This window comes from Pseudomonas sp. LTR0, assembly GCF_036630035.1.
In the GTDB taxonomy this organism is placed as follows: domain Bacteria; phylum Pseudomonadota; class Gammaproteobacteria; order Pseudomonadales; family Pseudomonadaceae; genus Aquipseudomonas; species Aquipseudomonas putida_Y.
Genome location: NZ_CP123734.1, coordinates 1,175,182 through 1,193,049, shown reverse-complemented (window position 1 = coordinate 1,193,049; position 17,868 = coordinate 1,175,182). Strand labels below are relative to the sequence as shown.

At 61.4% G+C, this 17,868-nt stretch carries 16 protein-coding genes; 10 read left to right on the top strand and 6 right to left on the bottom strand.

Translation table 11 applies throughout. The annotated features are described in order from the left end of the window. Positions 1 to 191: 191 nt before the first annotated feature. The 4 genes from ccoM to QCL51_RS05515 form a co-directional block, all read right to left on the bottom strand. Positions 192 to 308 carry a cytochrome c oxidase subunit CcoM gene (ccoM, locus tag QCL51_RS05530; protein WP_003254862.1) on the bottom strand — a complete coding sequence of 39 codons (117 nt, stop codon included), beginning with the start codon at positions 306 to 308 and terminating at the stop codon, positions 192 to 194. A gap of 135 nt (positions 309 to 443) precedes the next feature. Beyond that, positions 444 to 605: a hypothetical protein gene (locus QCL51_RS05525; protein WP_021785851.1), complete on the bottom strand. Its 162-nt coding sequence runs from the start codon at positions 603 to 605 to the stop codon at positions 444 to 446. 67 nt (positions 606 to 672) lie between these two features. Beyond that, positions 673 to 1,002, bottom strand: a complete 330-nt coding sequence (locus tag QCL51_RS05520) for a hypothetical protein (protein WP_021785850.1) — start codon at positions 1,000 to 1,002, stop codon at positions 673 to 675. A 62-nt stretch (positions 1,003 to 1,064) separates the two neighbouring features. Beyond that, positions 1,065 to 1,760, bottom strand: a complete 696-nt coding sequence (locus tag QCL51_RS05515; protein WP_021785849.1) for a hypothetical protein — start codon at positions 1,758 to 1,760, stop codon at positions 1,065 to 1,067. Between the two features lie 150 nt (positions 1,761 to 1,910). Here QCL51_RS05515 and rapA point away from each other — a divergent pair, with 150 nt between their 5' ends. Continuing rightward, positions 1,911 to 4,757, top strand: coding sequence for an RNA polymerase-associated protein RapA (rapA, locus tag QCL51_RS05510; protein WP_103470083.1), 2,847 nt, complete (start codon positions 1,911 to 1,913; stop codon positions 4,755 to 4,757). Between the two features lie 269 nt (positions 4,758 to 5,026). Further along, positions 5,027 to 7,291 carry an EAL domain-containing protein gene (locus tag QCL51_RS05505; protein ID WP_338444633.1) on the top strand — a complete coding sequence of 755 codons (2,265 nt, stop codon included), beginning with the start codon at positions 5,027 to 5,029 and terminating at the stop codon, positions 7,289 to 7,291. On the opposite strand, the gene QCL51_RS05500 is transcribed toward QCL51_RS05505, so the two are convergent. Continuing rightward, positions 7,191 to 8,078 carry an NAD(P)-dependent oxidoreductase gene (locus tag QCL51_RS05500; RefSeq protein ID WP_338444632.1) on the bottom strand — a complete coding sequence of 296 codons (888 nt, stop codon included), beginning with the start codon at positions 8,076 to 8,078 and terminating at the stop codon, positions 7,191 to 7,193. The two genes, QCL51_RS05505 and QCL51_RS05500, sit on opposite strands and share 101 nt — an antisense overlap. Before the next feature lie 193 nt (positions 8,079 to 8,271). Then, entirely contained in the window at positions 8,272 to 8,583 is a 312-nt protein-coding gene (locus tag QCL51_RS05495) for a DUF2288 domain-containing protein (RefSeq protein WP_021785845.1), read from the bottom strand. A 359-nt stretch (positions 8,584 to 8,942) separates the two neighbouring features. Between QCL51_RS05495 and QCL51_RS05490 the strand changes: the two genes are divergently transcribed. From QCL51_RS05490 to nhaA, 8 genes are all read left to right on the top strand, one after another. Beyond that, a complete protein-coding gene (locus tag QCL51_RS05490) occupies positions 8,943 to 10,058 on the top strand; it encodes a branched-chain amino acid ABC transporter substrate-binding protein (RefSeq protein WP_021785844.1) in 1,116 nt (371 codons plus the stop codon). A gap of 184 nt (positions 10,059 to 10,242) precedes the next feature. Then, on the top strand, positions 10,243 to 11,166 hold the full coding sequence (gene livH / locus QCL51_RS05485; protein ID WP_008097482.1) for a high-affinity branched-chain amino acid ABC transporter permease LivH: 924 nt from the start codon (positions 10,243 to 10,245) through the stop codon (positions 11,164 to 11,166). Further along, positions 11,163 to 12,419: a high-affinity branched-chain amino acid ABC transporter permease LivM gene (locus tag QCL51_RS05480; protein WP_021785843.1), complete on the top strand. Its 1,257-nt coding sequence runs from the start codon at positions 11,163 to 11,165 to the stop codon at positions 12,417 to 12,419. Before livH ends, QCL51_RS05480 begins: the two co-directional genes overlap by 4 nt. Then, positions 12,416 to 13,183 carry a high-affinity branched-chain amino acid ABC transporter ATP-binding protein LivG gene (gene livG / locus QCL51_RS05475; protein ID WP_021785842.1) on the top strand — a complete coding sequence of 256 codons (768 nt, stop codon included), beginning with the start codon at positions 12,416 to 12,418 and terminating at the stop codon, positions 13,181 to 13,183. Before QCL51_RS05480 ends, livG begins: the two co-directional genes overlap by 4 nt. Next, positions 13,184 to 13,885 carry an ABC transporter ATP-binding protein gene (locus tag QCL51_RS05470; RefSeq protein ID WP_021785841.1) on the top strand — a complete coding sequence of 234 codons (702 nt, stop codon included), beginning with the start codon at positions 13,184 to 13,186 and terminating at the stop codon, positions 13,883 to 13,885. It begins immediately after the preceding gene. A gap of 87 nt (positions 13,886 to 13,972) precedes the next feature. Continuing rightward, positions 13,973 to 14,647, top strand: coding sequence for a hypothetical protein (locus QCL51_RS05465; RefSeq protein ID WP_084850151.1), 675 nt, complete (start codon positions 13,973 to 13,975; stop codon positions 14,645 to 14,647). A gap of 103 nt (positions 14,648 to 14,750) precedes the next feature. Continuing rightward, entirely contained in the window at positions 14,751 to 16,358 is a 1,608-nt protein-coding gene (locus QCL51_RS05460; RefSeq protein ID WP_019750617.1) for an NAD(P)/FAD-dependent oxidoreductase, read from the top strand. 277 nt (positions 16,359 to 16,635) lie between these two features. Further along, positions 16,636 to 17,829: a Na+/H+ antiporter NhaA gene (nhaA, locus tag QCL51_RS05455; RefSeq protein WP_338444631.1), complete on the top strand. Its 1,194-nt coding sequence runs from the start codon at positions 16,636 to 16,638 to the stop codon at positions 17,827 to 17,829. Positions 17,830 to 17,868 lie beyond the last annotated feature (39 nt).

Below are 17,868 nucleotides of genomic sequence, written 5' to 3'. Positions count from 1 at the left end.
TTACTGAAAAGATAGACAATGGTGGCCAGAATAAAGCGGAAACGATTAATTAGCTAGCTAATCATGTTTATCCGGTTGCAGATTCGCCGCCGCTGCAAAAGGGGCCGGCTCGGGCAATATAAAAAATGCAGGCAAAAAAATGGGCGACCGAAGTCGCCCTAAATGCCTTGCGTGCTCGTATACCCGGAAGGTCAGCGCGGCTTGCGCTTGTTCGAGTCCTTCCAGATGAAAATGCCCAGACCGGCAAAGAAGGCAACCATCAACCCGACCGTTACCACACCGGCGATAACCACATTGTCGAAGAACATGCTGGCCTCCCCATTCGTTTGCCGTTGTCCGATGGGTGCAAGTTAACCAATGTGGAGGCGCGAAAAATTGATCAGAGTCAATGGCGCCCGGGGCCGGGCACACGAGGGGGGCGCAGGGTTGACCTGCGTCAAGTTTCAACGCTTCTTCGGCTTGCCCTTGGGCTTCTTTTTCTTGGTGGTACTCAATGGCAGGGCCTGCTCGAAAGCATTGCGCATTTCGTTCAGCCGCTTTTCCTTGAGGTCGTGGACGCGCTTGGCGCGTTCGGCCTCGAAATCGATGAGGTTGTCTTGGCTCATGGGGGGCTCGACGATCAACAGAGAATTGCATGATGAAGCCAGGCGCAGGCGCTGACCAGCCCCCTTATCAGACTTCGATGTCCACCAGCAGCCCTTGGCGTACATGCTCGCCCATCAATGGCGCTACCGGCACCGTGTTGTCGGCATTGACCTCGTCACCCGGGACGGCATCGTAGCGCTCGTGCTCGCCCTTTTGCCGGCGTTGCTGCTGGCGGCGCTGTTCGTCGCGCAGCAACAATACCTGCTCTTGCGGGTCGCGCTGGCGCTTGAGGTCAATGGCACTTTCGCCGGATGCAGGCTGCGCCGGCACCACCGGTTTGATGTCAGGGGTTGGTTTGACCGGGTCCTGTTGCGAGGTGACCGGGGCGGCACTGAGCGGAATGATCGGCGGCAGCATGGACGTTCTCCTATGCCCCTGTATCGGCAGGCGCAGCTTTACCTTGATGTCATGGGCAACATTTACTCGGCTTCGTCACCAGGGTCGTCGTCGCCTGGCGGGCTGGCCTCGCTCCAGGGCCGCTTGTACACCTGCTGCCAAACTGCATCCATATGATCGCGCAATACCTGCGGCGCGGCCTTCAGCGAAGCGCTGTCCTCGCGCTCACCACCGACCGGTTCCTCCCCCGCCGGGGTGATCAGCGACTGGCCGGTAATGGTGTAAATGGCCTGCCCTTCACGCATCTCGATGGCGATATCATGCGGGTCGATACCGCCGCCGCAGAACGCATGGCTGGCCACCGTTACCTCGGCCACGCCATTCTTGTTCAGGTCGCTGACATCACTGACGTCATTATAGAAGTCCACGTCCAGGTCCAGCCCCGGGCAGGTGGTTTCCTGCTCGATCTGCCAGCGCGCCTTGAAGGTGTCGTTCTCGGCCGTGCGCCCGTACAAGGTGGCCTTGAGCACCACCCTGTCCACTTCCTGTTCGCTTTCAAGGTCGCTGGCCTGGCCATCGCTGCGGCTCAGAACCAGCAGCCCTTCTCCATCAACGTCACGAAAGTGCACACTCTTTATCGGCGTCTGCACGCCCAGCACCTCAAGCTGCTCCATCGGGATGGGGGGCAATGTCTCAAAGTTTTTCTGCTCACAGGCGCTCAGCAGCACCAGGCTGCCTACGGCTATCGAAGCGCTGATCCAGCGGTGCTTGGCAGACATGTTGATCCGGAGCCCTCGTCGGCGACCCTGTGCAGAGCGATGAAACGACTAGACTGTGCCTTTCGATACCTTTCGGTGCTATCGGCACTTTGGTCTGATCGGCCGATCCGTTAACATAATCGGCTTTTTCACCGCGGGAGTTCAGGCAGTATGGCGCAGCAGTATCAACCGGGGCAACGCTGGATCAGCGACAGCGAAGCAGAGCTCGGCCTGGGTACCATCCTGGCGCAGGATGGCCGCCTGTTGACCGTGCTCTACCCGGCCACTGGCGACACCCGCCAGTATTCCCTGCGCAACGCGCCGCTGACCCGCGTGCGCTTCTCGCCAGGTGACCAGATCACCCACTTCGAGGGCTGGAAGCTGACAGTGCGCGAGGTCGAGGACATCGACGGGCTGATGGTCTACCACGGCCTGGACGGGCAGAACCAGCCCCGCACCTTGCCCGAAACCCAGTTGTCGAATTTCATTCAGTTCCGCTTGGCCAGCGACCGCCTGTTCGCCGGGCAAATAGACCCACTGTCGTGGTTCAGCCTGCGCTACAACACCCTGCAGCACACCAGCAAGCAGATGCAGTCGGCACTGTGGGGTTTGGGCGGCTGCCGCGCACAGCCCATCGCCCACCAACTGCACATCGCCCGCGAAGTCGCCGACCGCAGCGCCCCGCGCGTTCTGCTGGCCGACGAAGTGGGCCTGGGCAAAACCATCGAAGCCGGCCTGGTCATTCACCGCCAGTTGCTGTCGGGTCGCGCCAGCCGCGTACTGATCCTGGTGCCGGAAAACCTCCAGCACCAGTGGCTGGTGGAAATGCGCCGGCGCTTCAATCTGCAAGTGGCGCTGTTCGACGCCGAGCGCTTCATCGAAAGCGACGCCAGCAACCCGTTCGAGGACGCCCAACTGGCGTTGGTTGCTCTGGAGTGGCTGGTCGACGACGAAAAGGCCCAGGACGCGCTGTTTGCCGCTGGCTGGGACCTGCTGGTAGTCGACGAAGCCCACCACCTGGTCTGGCACGAAGACCAGGTCAGCGCCGAATACGGCCTGGTCGAGCAACTGGCCCAAGTGATCCCGGGCGTACTGCTGCTCACCGCCACCCCCGAGCAGCTTGGCCAGGACAGCCACTTCGCCCGCCTGCGCCTGCTCGATCCCAACCGCTTTCACGACCTGGCCGCTTTCCGCGCCGAGAGCGAGCACTACCGCCCGGTAGCCGAGGCGGTGCAGGAACTGCTCGACGAGGGCCGCCTGTCGCCCAAGGCCCACGCCACCATCCAGGGCTTCCTGGGTGCCGAAGGCGAAGCCCTGCTGGCTGCGGTCAGCGACGGCGACACCCAGGCCAGCGCGCGGTTGATTCGCGAGTTGCTGGATCGCCACGGCACCGGCCGCGTACTGTTCCGTAATACCCGTGCGGCGATTCAGGGTTTCCCCGAGCGCCAGTTGCACCCCTACCCGCTGGCCACGCCCGAGCAGTACCGCGACCTGCCAGCCGGCGAGCACGCCGAGCTGTACCCGGAAGTCGCCTTCCAGGCCCAGGGTGAAGTAGCGGATGACGAGCGCTGGTGGCGTTTCGACCCGCGTGTCGACTGGTTGATCGACACCCTGAAGATGCTCAAACGCACCAAAGTGTTGGTGATCTGCGCCCACGCCGAAACCGCCATGGACCTGGAGGATGCCCTGCGCGTGCGCTCCGGCATCCCGGCCTCGGTGTTCCATGAAGGCATGAGCATCCTTGAGCGCGACCGCGCCGCTGCCTACTTTGCCGATGAAGAGTTCGGCGCCCAGGTACTGATCTGCTCGGAAATCGGCAGCGAAGGCCGCAACTTCCAGTTCGCCCATCACCTGGTGATGTTCGACCTGCCAGCGCACCCCGATCTGCTCGAGCAGCGCATCGGCCGCCTTGACCGGATCGGCCAAAAGCACACTATCCAGTTGCACATCCCGTACCTGCAGGACAGCCCGCAAGAGCGCCTGTTCCAGTGGTACCACGAAGGCCTCAACGCCTTCCTCAACACCTGCCCCACCGGCAATGCCCTGCAGCACCAGTTTGGCCCGCGCCTGCTGCCGCTGCTCGAAGGCGGCGATCACAAGGCCTGGGATACCCTGGTGGCCGACGCCCGCGGCGAGCGCGAGCGACTGGAAGCCGAACTGCACACTGGCCGTGACCGTCTGCTGGAGCTCAACTCCGGCGGTGCCGGCGAAGGTCAGGCGCTGGTCGAGGCCATTCTCGAACAGGACGACCAGTTTGCCCTGCCGATCTACATGGAAACCCTGTTCGACGCCTTCGGCATCGACAGCGAAGACCATTCGGAGAACGCACTGATCCTCAAGCCGAGCGAGAAGATGCTGGATGCCAGCTTCCCGCTGGGCGACGATGAAGGTGTGACCATCACCTACGACCGTGGCCAGGCGCTGTCGCGCGAGGACATGCAGTTCCTTACCTGGGAGCACCCGATGGTGCAGGGCGGCATGGATCTGGTGCTGTCAGGCTCGATGGGCAACACCGCCGTGGCGTTGATCAAGAACAAAGCGCTCAAACCAGGCACTGTACTGCTCGAACTGCTGTTCGTCAGCGAGGTGGTGGCACCCCGCAGCCTGCAACTGGGCCGCTACCTGCCGCCGGCGGCACTGCGCTGCCTGCTCGATGCCAACGGCAACGACCTGGCGTCACGCGTGGCCTTCGAAACCCTGAACGACCAGCTCGAGAGCGTACCGCGCGCCAGCGCCAACAAGTTCGTCCAGGCCCAGCGCGATGTGCTGGCCAAGCGTATCAGTGGCGGCGAAGAGAAGATTCTGCCAACCCACATTGAGCGCGTGGCCGAAGCCCAGCGCCGCCTGGCAGCCGAGGCTGACGAGGAGTTGGCGCGCCTGGTAGCGTTGCAAGCGGTCAACCCGAGCGTACGTGACAGCGAAATCGACGCCCTGCGCAAGCAACGCGAAGATGGCCTGGCGATGCTGGATAAAGCCGCCCTGCGCCTGGAAGCCATTCGCGTGCTGGTGGCTGGCTAACGCAGGCCCCTTGTGGGAGCGGGCACGCCCGCGAACACCGGCGAAGCCGGTGGCATCCATCGCAGTGGATGCTTCGCGGGCTCGCCCGCTCCCACAGGAAGGCATCAAGGCCCCAAATTTATTCCTCACTGCGATTGAAGTTATAACCAAATCGTAGAAATCATTGTGCCATTAGTCAGGAAGGCTTAAATAGTCCTTCCTATACTGCCTCTGGGCAGTCTGCACGGGTTGTAGCGCAGACGAGTGAAGACTCGACCAAGAGGCATTCCATGGAATGGCTGGGGCTACAACTGTTCGCCGATCTTCCCGCAACCGGGCGTATCGTCATAGACTGCCGTCATGAACCGCTCCTGGTTCTGCTCGCCTATTTCGTTGCTTGCGCGGCCTGTTTCGCCACCCTCGGCATGGCCGAACGCCAGTCCCACAGCGACGACCCCACCGCCCACCGGCAATGGAACATGCTTGGAGCCTGCTGCCTGGCAGGCGGCATATGGGCCATGCACTTCATCAGCATGCTGGCCTTTCGGGCTCCGGTAGAAGTGCACTACGACCCATCCCTGACCATTCTTTCGCTACTCATCGCACTGGGCGTGGCCTGGCTGGCCATGCACAGCCTGGAACGAAGCAAGATGCGTGCGCCCCACTTTGTGCCAAGCGCAGCGCTGATCGGGCTGGGCATCATCCTCATGCATTTTGTCGGCATGGCTGCGATGGAAACGGGGGCCCGCCAGTACTACCAGACCGGCTTGCTACTTGCCTCTGCCGCCATTGCCCTGCTTACCGCCCTGACCGCGCTGTACCTGGCCAGCTACTTGCGCAATGGCAGCGGCACCCTTTACCAGACCATGAAATACGGCGCCAGCCTGGTGATGGCCGGCGGCATCGTCGCCACTCATTTCACCGCGATGTCGGCCATGACCCTGGTTATCCCTGCCGATACCGCACTGCGCCTGCCGTCTGGCGACAACAGCCTGCAGCTGGGACTGGGCATTGGCTTCATCACCCTGCTGATCAGTGGCGCCAGCATCAGCGCCGCACTGGCCGACAAAAAGTTGCAAAGCAAGGAGCACGACCTGCGCCGGGTCAGCGTACTGCTCAGCCAACTGGACCAGGCCCGCGCTTCGCTGCAGCAGGCGGCGAACTACGATGCCCTGACCAACCTGCTCAACCGCCGTGGGTTCAACCAGGTATTCGCCGATTGCCTGGTCGAACATCAGGCCAGCGCAAACCGCCTGGCCGTGATGTTCCTCGATATCGACCATTTCAAGCGCATCAACGACAGCCTCGGCCACGACGCCGGTGACGAACTGCTCAAGGTGATCGCCAACCACATCAAGGCTGCTACCCGCAGCCACGACCTGGTTGCACGCTTTGGTGGCGACGAGTTCTGTGTGGTCACCAGCCTGAACAGCCGCGACGAAGCCCGACACCTGGCCCAGCGCATCATGCAACGGATGAAAGAACCCATCGACCTTGGCGGGCGGCACATGGTCATGACCACCAGCATTGGTATAAGCATCTTCCCGGACGATGGCGGCACAGCCGAAGAGCTGCTCAAGCATGCCGACCTGGCCCTCTACCAATCCAAGGACAACGGCCGCAACAGCCTGAATTTCTTCAATGACAGCCTGAAGGCCCGCGCGTCGATCGCCTTGCAACTGGAAGAAGAGCTGCGCCTGGCCCTGCTCGAAGAACGCGGGCTGTGTGTGCACTACCAGCCGATCTTCGACCTGCGTAGTGGGCAAGTGGCCAAACTGGAAGCGCTGGTACGCTGGCAGCATCCTCAACACGGCCTGCTAGGGCCCGACCGCTTTGTCGGCATTGCCGAAGCCAACGGCCTGATCATCGACCTGGACCTGTGGGTGCTGCGCCACGCCTGTGTCGACCTGGCACTCTTGCAGCGCCACGGCCATGGCAAGGTCAAGGTCACGGTCAATTGCTCGGCAGTCACCCTCAGCCACGATGAACTGCCCAACGAAGTTGAAAAGGCGCTGTTCCACGCCGGCCTTGCGCCGCACCACTTGGAGCTGGAAGTGACCGAGAACGCCCTGGTGGGCGATATCCAGCGCACGGTCAGCCTGCTCAAACGCGTCCGGGCCTTGGGGGTGGCACTTTCGATCGACGATTTTGGTACCGGCTACTCGTCACTGGCCTACCTCAAGCGCCTGCCGCTGGATGTGCTGAAGATCGACCGCACCTTCCTGCAGGATGTACCGGGCAGCCAGAAAGACCGCGAAATTGTCCAGGCAATCATCGCCATGGCGCATACCCTGCACCTGCAGGTAGTCAGCGAGGGCGTGGAAACCGCCGAACAGCAGGCTTTCCTGGAAAGCCATGGCTGCGACTACCTGCAGGGCTACCTGTTGGGGCGCCCCGTTCCGCTGACCGAGTTGCGGCCACTGCTAGAGCGGTCGCAGCACCAGAGCCGCCGGATTACACCTTGTTGCGATACAGCTCTACCAGGGTCGCCGGATCTTTTTGCAGGTAACCCTGGCTACCGTGCAGCCGCATCAGTTGCGCGGCAAGGCCACTGAGTGGCGTTGCCGAGCCTTGCTCGCGGGAAAACTTGACTGCGCCATCAAGGTCCTTGAGCAGCGTGCGTACGTGCCACTTGATTGGCTCGAAGCGGCTCTCTGCCATTTGCGGCGCAAGAATCTGCAATGGCTTGGAATCGGCAAAACCACCGGCCAGCGCTTCAGCGATCAGCGTCGCGTCCACGCCCGACTGTTCGGCCAGTGCCACCACTTCTGCAATTACCAGGGCATTGCACGCTACGATCATCTGGTTGCAAGCCTTGGTCACCTGGCCAGCGCCTACTGCCCCCATATGTGTCACGCGCTGACCAAGCACCTGCAGTACCGGGCGTGCACGCTGCAAGTCGGCCGCTTCACCGCCAACCATGATCGCCAGCGTGCCCGCCTCGGCACCGGGGGTACCGCCAGATACCGGTGCATCCAGCCAGGCCATGCCGCACAGTGCTGCCAGTTCGGCAGCCATTTCACGGGTGGCGGTGGGTTCCAGGCTGGAGAAATCGATCAGCAACTGGCCCCTGCGCCCGCCTTGGGCAATGCCTTGCTCGCCGAACACCACTTCACGCACCACCGCCGTGTCGGCCAGGCAGAGTAGAACCATGTCGCTGTCACGGCACAATTCGGCCGGGCTGCCGGCCAGGCGCGCGCCAGCAGCGACCAGGGCGGCGCACTTGTCCGGGCTGCGGTTCCAAACCGTGAGCGGATAACCCGCTGCCAGCAGGCGGCGGCACATGGGCAGGCCCATCAGGCCGATGCCGGCGAATCCAAGCGAAGGTAGTGCAGTGCTCATTGATAAACTCCTGACTGATTCGAACATTTCCCCAGGCTGGCTAGGATCCCGTTGGCGCCTGACAGAACGGCGGCCACATTACGCATCCCGTAAACTGTTACCGCCACGCCGAATTGTTACTTCCCTCTACCCGCCTTGATTACTTTCAAGCACCAAAACGGAGCTGATGCGTACTTTTGCGCACCAAAAAAGATCACGCCTCTTCCTGGCACTTCACCTGAATCACGATGAACGGTGAAACCACCACCGCCCAGATCTCTGGGTCGCGGCTTTGCAGGTCCAATGCCTGCTCGGCCGACACCGGCCCAACAGTGCCATCACTACGCCACTTGGCGAAGATCTCGCTGCGATTCTCGGCCATCGCCTCGGCAACGGCGATCAGGTCAAGGCTGGGGTCGACCCAAATCAGGTCACCCTTGGCCCAAAAACGCTCCAACGCTTTCCACTCGATGATTGCCGTCTCGCCAAGCAATTTGGCATAGAGGGTGCTTGTTTGATCAGTCATGGGTGGTATCCGCAAAAAATCGGTCAATAAAAAGGCCGGCATTTTTGCAGAAAAACCCGGTTTCAAATATGTAATTTGGTCGATTGGCCCCGAAGTTGTGGGACGGGGCCGCAGATGCAGGCAGTTTGATGGCGCCTTTCTGTATCTTTCTGTCGATCAAGCGACAACGCAGGAAAGACGCACTTTTCGACCGCTTTTCAAGCGCTCGAACAGCGCTCTACACTGTACCGGTACAGTTCCGGGACATGTTCCGGGGGAAGGTGGGCTAGCGCGTTGGCATGGCCACGCCGCAAATCCCGCCCGGTCTGTAGCCCTGGCCGCCAGGACTATAAGAATTACAACAGAATGAGTGGAGCACTATGATCAAGATTTCCAAGCTGTTCGCCGCAATGGTTCTGGCCGGGGTAGCCAGCCATTCGTTTGCCGCCGATACCATCAAGATCGGGATTGCAGGTCCCAAGACCGGCCCTGTCACCCAGTATGGCGACATGCAGTTCATCGGCGCCAAGCAAGCCATCAAGGATATCAACGCCGCGGGCGGCGTAGATGGCAAGATGCTCGAAGCCAAGGAATACGACGACGCCTGCGACCCTAAACAGGCCGTGGCAGTCGCCAACAAAGTGGTCAACGACGGCGTCAAGTTCGTGGTCGGCCACCTGTGCTCCAGCTCCACCCAGCCAGCGTCCGACATCTACGAGGACGAAGGCGTGATCATGATCACCCCCGCCGCCACCAGCCCGGAAATCACCGCCCGTGGCTACCAGCTGATCTTCCGCACTATCGGTCTGGATAGCGCCCAGGGCCCGGCTGCCGGCAACTACATCGCCGACCACGTCAAACCGAAGGTCGTTGCCGTTCTGCACGACAAGCAGCAGTACGGTGAAGGCATCGCCACCGCAGTCAAGCAAACCCTTGAGAAGAAAGGCACCAAAGTGGCCGTCTTCGAAGGCCTGAATGCCGGTGACAAGGACTTCTCCTCGATCATCCAGAAGCTCAAGCAGAACAATGTCGACTTCGTCTACTACGGCGGCTACCACCCAGAGCTGGGTCTGATCCTGCGCCAGGCTCAAGAGAAAGGCCTGAAAGCCAAGTTCATGGGTCCGGAAGGTGTGGGTAACGACTCCATTTCGCAGATCGCCCAGGGCGCTTCCGAAGGCCTGCTGGTCACCCTGCCGAAGTCGTTCGACGCTGACCCGGAGAACAAGAAGATCGTCGACGCCATCAAGGCTGACGGCAAGGACCCAAGTGGCCCGTTCGTATTCCCCGCCTACTCGGCTGTCGAGCTGATCGCTCAAGGCATCAAGAAAGCCGGTTCCGAAGATACCGACAAGGTGGCCAAAGCCATCCACGAAGGCACCTTCAAGACCCCGACCGGTGACCTGTCGTTCGACGATAAAGGCGACCTGAAAGACTTCAAGTTCGTGGTCTACGAATGGCACTTCGGCAAGCCGAAGACCGAAGTCTCCCCTCAGTAACTGCGTGACTAATAGCTGACCTACGAGCCCACTGTGCGAGCAGTGGGCTTCGTTTTATGAGGTTCATGGGCCCCTCCCCGCGATCCGGGGGCGGGCTCACCTGAAAATCTTAAAACCGTCACCCGCGGTTTCCTGGCCGTACCCCTGCCAGTGAAATGCAAATCAGGTTTTTAGGAGCGCTGTAATGCCTGAGATCTACCATTTCTTCCAACAACTGGTTAATGGATTGACCATCGGCAGCACCTATGCCTTGATCGCCATCGGCTACACGATGGTGTACGGCATCATTGGCATGATCAACTTCGCCCACGGCGAGGTGTACATGATCGGTTCCTACGTGGCCTTCATCGCCCTGGCGGGCCTGGCCATGATGGGTATCCATTCGCTGCCGATCCTGATGACCGTCGCCTTCGTCGCGACGATCTTCGTCACCAGTGCCTATGGCTACAGCATCGAACGGGTTGCCTACCGCCCCCTGCGCAACAGCAACCGTCTGATCCCGCTGATTTCCGCCATCGGCATGTCGATTTTCCTGCAGAACACGGTCTTGCTCTCGCAGGACTCCAAGGATAAATCCATCCCCAACCTGATCCCCGGGAGTTTCTCCTTCGGACCAGGCGGTGCTGAAGAAGTACTGATCAGCTACATGCAGATCCTGGTGTTCGTCGTCACCCTGGTGGCCATGACACTGCTCACCCTGTTCATCTCTCGTTCCCGCCTGGGCCGCGCCTGCCGTGCCTGTGCAGAGGACATCAAGATGGCCAACCTGCTGGGCATCAACACCAACAACATCATCGCCCTCACCTTCGTCATCGGGGCCGCCCTGGCTGCCGTGGCGGCCGTGCTGCTGAGCATGCAGTACGGGGTGATCAACCCCAACGCCGGTTTCCTGGTGGGTCTGAAAGCCTTCACCGCAGCGGTGCTGGGGGGCATCGGCAGTATTCCGGGCGCCATGCTCGGTGGGCTGGTGCTGGGTGTAGCCGAAGCGTTTGGCGCCGACATCTTCGGCGACCAGTACAAGGACGTAGTGGCATTCGGCTTGTTGGTTCTTGTCCTGCTATTCCGGCCGACCGGCATCCTGGGCCGCCCGGAGGTTGAAAAAGTATGAACAGAAATCTCAAACAGGCGTTCTTCAGCGCCTTGCTGGTCTGGGCCGTGGCCTTCCCGGTGCTGGGCCTGAAACTGAGCATCGACGGCATCAGCCTGGTCGTGCACAGCCAGGGCTCGTTCACCATCAGCATCATCGCCGTGTGTTCGGTGCTGATGTTCCTGCGCGTGTTGTTCGACAAGCAGTGGAGTTCGGTGATGGGCCGCCGTTCGGATCGCAAGCTGATCCCCCCGGCAGTCAGTAACTACCTCACCCTGCCCAAAACCCAGCGCTATGTCATCATCGGGTTGATCGTGATGGCGCTGGTATGGCCATTCTTCGGCTCTCGCGGTGCAGTCGACATCGCCACGCTGATCCTGATCTACGTGTTGCTGGGCCTGGGCCTGAACATCGTGGTCGGCCTGGCGGGCCTGCTCGACCTCGGCTACGTGGGCTTCTATGCCGTCGGGGCCTACAGCTACGCGATGCTCTCGCATTATCTGGGCTGGAGCTTCTGGGTGTGCCTGCCGATTGCCGGCCTGATGGCTGCCACATTCGGCTTCCTGCTAGGCTTCCCGGTGCTGCGCCTGCGCGGTGACTACCTGGCGATCGTGACACTCGGCTTCGGCGAGATCATCCGCCTGTTCCTGCGTAACCTCACCGACTGGACCGGCGGCCCCAACGGCATCAGCAACATCCCCAAACCGGAACTCTTCGGCCTGACCTTCGAACGCCGTGCAGCCGAGGGCATGCAGACTTTCCACGAGTACTTCGGGCTGCCATACAACTCGATCAACAAGGTCATCTTCCTGTACCTGGTGGCTCTGCTGCTGGCCCTGCTGGCGTTGTTCGTGATCAACCGCCTGCTGCGCATGCCGATCGGTCGTGCCTGGGAAGCACTGCGTGAAGATGAGATCGCCTGCCGTGCACTAGGCCTGAACCCGACCGTGATCAAGCTCTCAGCATTCACCTTGGGCGCCTGCTTCGCCGGTTTCGCCGGCAGCTTCTTCGCCGCGCGCCAAGGCCTGGTGACGCCGGAGTCGTTCACCTTCATCGAGTCGGCGATCATCCTCGCCATCGTCGTGCTTGGCGGCATGGGCTCACAACTGGGCGTGATTCTCGCGGCCATCGTGATGATCCTGCTGCCAGAGCTGATGCGTGAGTTCAGCGAATACCGGATGCTGATGTTCGGTGCGTTGATGGTGTTGATGATGATCTGGCGTCCGCAAGGCCTGCTGCCTATGCAACGTCCACAGATGGAGCTGCCCCGATGAGCCGCGAAATTCTGCAAGTCAGCGGCCTGAGCATGCGCTTTGGCGGCTTGTTGGCGGTCAACGGCGTGGGCCTGACCGTCAAGGAGAAACAGGTAGTGGCGCTGATCGGCCCGAACGGCGCCGGCAAGACCACCGTGTTCAACTGCCTGACCGGCTTTTACAAGCCCAGCGGCGGCACCATCCTGCTCGATGGCCAGCCGATCCAGGGCCTGGCCGGCCACCAGATTGCCCGCAAGGGCGTGGTGCGAACCTTCCAGAACGTGCGCCTGTTCAAGGAAATGACCGCGCTGGAAAACCTGCTTATCGCCCAGCACCGCCACCTCAACACCAACTTCTTCGCCGGCCTGTTCAAGACCCCGGGTTTCCGCCGCAGCGAGAAGGAAGCCCTGGAGCGTGCGCAGTACTGGCTGGAGAAGGTCAACCTTACCGAGTTCGCCAACCGCACCGCCGGCACCCTTGCCTACGGCCAGCAGCGTCGACTGGAAATTGCCCGCTGCATGATGACCCAGCCACGCATCATCATGCTGGACGAACCTGCCGCAGGCCTTAACCCGAAAGAAACCGAAGACCTCAAGGCCCTGATCGCCTACCTGCGTGAGTCGCACAGCGTCACCGTGCTGCTGATCGAGCACGACATGAAGCTGGTGATGAGCATCTCTGACCATATCGTGGTCATCAACCAGGGCACCCCCCTGGCCCACGGTACGCCGGAAGAGATCCGCGATAACCCTGATGTGATCAAAGCCTACCTGGGGGAAGCGTAAATGCTGAAGTTTGAAAACGTTTCCACCTTCTATGGCAAGATCCAGGCGCTGCACAGCGTCAACGTGGAGATCAACCAGGGCGAAATCGTCACCCTGATCGGCGCCAACGGTGCCGGCAAGTCGACCTTGCTCATGACCCTGTGCGGCTCGCCGCAGGCGCACAGTGGCAGCATCAAGTACCTGGGTGAAGAACTGGTCGGCCAGCCGTCCTCGCACATCATGCGCAAAAGCATCGCCGTTGTGCCGGAAGGCCGCCGCGTGTTTGCCCGCCTGACCGTCGAGGAAAACCTGGCAATGGGTGGTTTCTTCACCGACAAGGGCGACTACCAGGAGCAACTGGACAAGGTGTTGCAACTGTTCCCGCGCCTGAAGGAGCGCTACATGCAGCGTGGCGGCACCATGTCCGGCGGCGAGCAGCAAATGCTCGCCATCGGCCGGGCGCTGATGAGCAAGCCCAAGCTGCTGCTGCTCGACGAGCCTTCGCTGGGCCTGGCGCCGATCATCATCCAGCAGATCTTCGACATCATCGAACAGCTGCGCCGCGATGGCGTGACGGTGTTCCTGGTGGAGCAGAACGCCAACCAGGCGCTGAAGATCGCTGACCGGGCTTATGTGCTGGAGAATGGTCGGGTGGTGATGCAGGGTACGGGGGAAGCACTGTTGACCGACCCGAAAGTACGCGACGCGTACCTGGGGGGTTGAATGAAAAAGGGCCTTCGGGCCCTTTTTTCTGCCTGCAGGACGTGTATCGTGGCCAGCTCTTTGGCAAAGATTCCCGGAGCCCGCCCCATGCGCCTCACCCCTACCCTGCTGCTCAGTGCCCTGCTGCCCCTGTTCGCTGGCTGCCAGTTACTGGCCGAGCAGCCCCGTGACCCGAACATCGGCACCACGCGCATGCAGGGCGAACTGAGCGCCAATGGCGGCCGCCTGTTGTTCAAGCCCTGCAGCGAAGCACGCCGCTTCGTGATCAATGACGTCGCCGGCACCGGCATCCTGCCGGAGGCCGCCAACCTGGCCAAGGACGCCAACGCCAAGTTGTTCGCCGACGTGCGCGGTCGCCTCACTGGCGCCAAGCAGGCCGACAACGACGGCCAGCTGGAGGTCAGCCGCCTGTACCGCCTGGAACCCTCCACCCGCGCTTGCGACGACCCCAACTTCAAGCAGCTGACCCTGCGCGCCAACGGTCATGAACCGGACTGGGACATCAAAGCCAGCGGCAAGGGCATGGTCATCGAGCGAATCGGCCAGCCCCCCCTGCCCTTGCCGTTCCTGGAAGAAGAAGTACCCGGTGGTGGCTTGACCCTGACCAGCGAAGCCAACGGCCAGCACGTGGAACTGTGGGTCGCTCCGCAGCGCTGTGCAGATATCGCCACTGGCGCCATCCACCACCTGCGCGCCGAACTGCGCATCGACGGCAAGACCTTGCAGGGCTGTGCTTACTACGGCGGCGCACGCGACAACTGATCACCGGGCGTTTTTATCCTGCCAGTAGGGGCAGCGAACAGCTTATACTTGGCGGTTTGTGTAAAGCCGCCGGCCGCCCATGGCCGGGATACTGGACCCTGCCATGCTACGAATCACCGAACTGAAGCTGCCCCTGGACCATCCTGACGAAGCGTTGCGCGAAGCCATCGTCCAGCGCCTGGGCATCCGCGACGAGCAACTGCTCAGCTTCAACCTGTTCAAGCGCAGCTACGATGCGCGCAAGAAGAACAGCGAACTGCTGTTCATCTACACCATCGACCTGGAAGCCAGCAACGAGGCCGAGCTGCTCAGCAAGTTCGCTGATGATCGCAACATCGGCCCTGCGCCAGATGTCACCTACAAGTTCGTCGGCCAGGCCCCGGCAGGCCTGCAGGAGCGCCCGATCGTGGTCGGTTTCGGCCCGTGCGGCATCTTTGCCGGCCTGTTGCTGGCACAGATGGGCTTCAAGCCGATCATCCTCGAACGCGGCAAGGAGGTTCGCCAGCGCACCAAGGACACCTGGGGTCTGTGGCGTAAAAGCGTACTCAACCCTGAGTCCAACGTGCAGTTCGGTGAAGGCGGCGCCGGCACCTTCTCCGACGGCAAGCTCTACAGCCAGATCAAGGACCCGCAACACCACGGCCGTAAAGTGCTGGAAGAATTCGTCAAGGCCGGTGCGCCGGACGAAATCCTGTACATCAACAAGCCGCACATCGGCACCTTCCGCCTCACCGGCATGGTCGAACAGATGCGCCAGGACATGATCGCCCTGGGAGCCGAAGTGCGCTTCCAGGAAAAGGTCACCGACCTGTTGATCGAAGATGGCCAACTGACAGGTGTCGTGCTTGAGAGCGGCGAACAGCTGCACTCTCGCCATGTGGTATTGGCCCTGGGCCACAGCGCCCGCGACACCTTCCGCATGTTGCATGCCAAAGGTGTCTACATGGAAGCCAAGCCGTTCTCGGTGGGCTTCCGTATCGAGCACCCACAAACGCTGATCGACAAGGCACGCCTGGGCAAGTACGCCGGCCACCCGAAACTGGGTGCTGCCGATTACAAGCTGGTGTATCACGCCAAAAATGGCCGCTCGGTGTACAGCTTCTGCATGTGTCCGGGTGGCACCGTGGTCGCGGCCACCAGCGAGCCAGGCCGAGTCGTCACCAACGGCATGAGCCAGTATTCGCGTAACGAGCGCAATGCCAACTCCGGCATCGTCGTCGGCATCGACCCCGAGCGCGACTACCCGGGTGGCCCGTTGGCCGGTATCGAACTGCAGGAGCGCCTGGAAGCGCACGCCTATGTAATGGGCGGCAGCAACTACCAGGCACCGGCGCAACTGGTGGGTGACTTTGTCGCCGGCCGGCCCTCCACCGCACTGGGCAGTGTCGAGCCGTCCTACAAGCCAGGTGTGACCTTGGGAGACCTGGCACCGAGCCTGCCGGACTTCGCCATCGAGGCGATCCGTGAGGCACTGCCGGCGTTCGACCGGCAGATCAAGGGCTATAACCTGCATGATGCGGTGTTGACCGGAATCGAGACGCGTACCTCGTCGCCACTGCGGATTACCCGGGGTGAGGATTACCAGAGCCTGAACCTCAAGGGGCTGTTCCCGGCGGGTGAAGGGGCTGGGTATGCGGGCGGGATCCTGTCAGCCGGTGTGGATGGTATTCGTATCGCCGAGGCGGTGGCGCGGGATATGCTCGGCCTCTGACTCTTTATCGACTGACAGGGCCTCTTCGCGGGTAAACCCGCTCCTACACGGAACAATGGTCCCCTGTAGGAGCGGGTTTACCCGCGAAAGGGCCCGGTCCGGCATCAGTCTATTCCAGCACCTACTCCAGACTTCCCCTCCCCCACCCTTCCCCAAATCCATCTAGGCTTGCCCTAGGCCTGCCAGCAACAACATATAACAAAAACGAATATGTTTTTTGTTTTAAGGAACATCATCACAGACTAGGGTGTACGCCCGTACCCTTCGTAAACTGCTCATGGAGAGCCTACAGCCCGTGCGTAGCCTGTTTACCCGTTTCTTCCAGCTCGAAGCTGCCAGCGGCCTGCTGCTGATCGCTGCCGCCGTTCTGGCCCTGATCATCAACAACTCGCCGCTGTCCTACCTGTACAACGGCTTGCTCGACGTACCCGTCGCCGTTCAGGTCGGCGCGCTTAACATCGCCAAGCCATTGCTGCTGTGGATCAACGACGGCCTGATGGCCCTGTTCTTCCTGCTCATCGGCCTGGAGGTCAAACGCGAGGTGGTCGACGGACACCTGTCCAAGCCCTCACAAGTAATCCTGCCTGCCACCGCTGCCGTGGGCGGCATGGTGGTGCCAGCGCTGATCTACTGGTTCATCAACCATGACAACCCTGCAGCCGTGGCCGGCTGGGCAATCCCTACCGCCACCGACATCGCCTTCGCCCTCGGTGTCCTGGCCCTGCTCGGCAAACGCATCCCCGTGTCACTGAAGTTGTTCCTGATGACCCTGGCGATCATCGACGACCTGGGTGCGATCATTGTCATCGCCCTGTTCTACTCCGGCACCCTGTCGAGTGTGTCGCTGCTGCTGGCTGCAGCCTGCCTGGTGGTGCTGGTGGCGATGAACCGGCTTGGCGTGGTCAAGCTCGGCCCCTACATGATCGTTGGCCTGATCCTGTGGGTCTGCGTGCTCAAGAGTGGCGTGCATGCCACCTTGGCCGGTGTCGCACTGGCCTTGTGCATTCCGCTGCGTACACGCAATGCTGAATCGTCGCCTCTGCTGGCGCTGGAACACGCCCTGCACCCTTGGGTGGCCTATGCCATCCTGCCACTTTTCGCCTTCGCCAATGCCGGCGTTTCTCTGACAGGCATGACCTTAGACAGCTTCACTCACCCGGTGCCGATGGGCATCACGGTCGGCCTGTTGCTAGGCAAAACCGTAGGGGTTTTCGGCCTGACCTGGGTGGCGGTCAAGCTACGCCTGGCCGCACTGCCGGCAGGTGCTAGTTGGGGGCAAATATTGGGGGTAGCGATACTCTGCGGCATTGGCTTCACCATGAGCCTGTTCGTAGGCTCGCTCGCCTTCGCCCCGGGTAGCAGCGAGTACGCCGGCATGGACCGCATGGGCATTCTTACTGGTTCGTTCTTTGCCGCAGTGATCGGCTACGCCGTCACCGCAATGGCCAGCCGCAAAACCAGCGTTGCCTGACTTGGCTGAAGCATGAAAAAACCCCGACTGGCAGCAGCC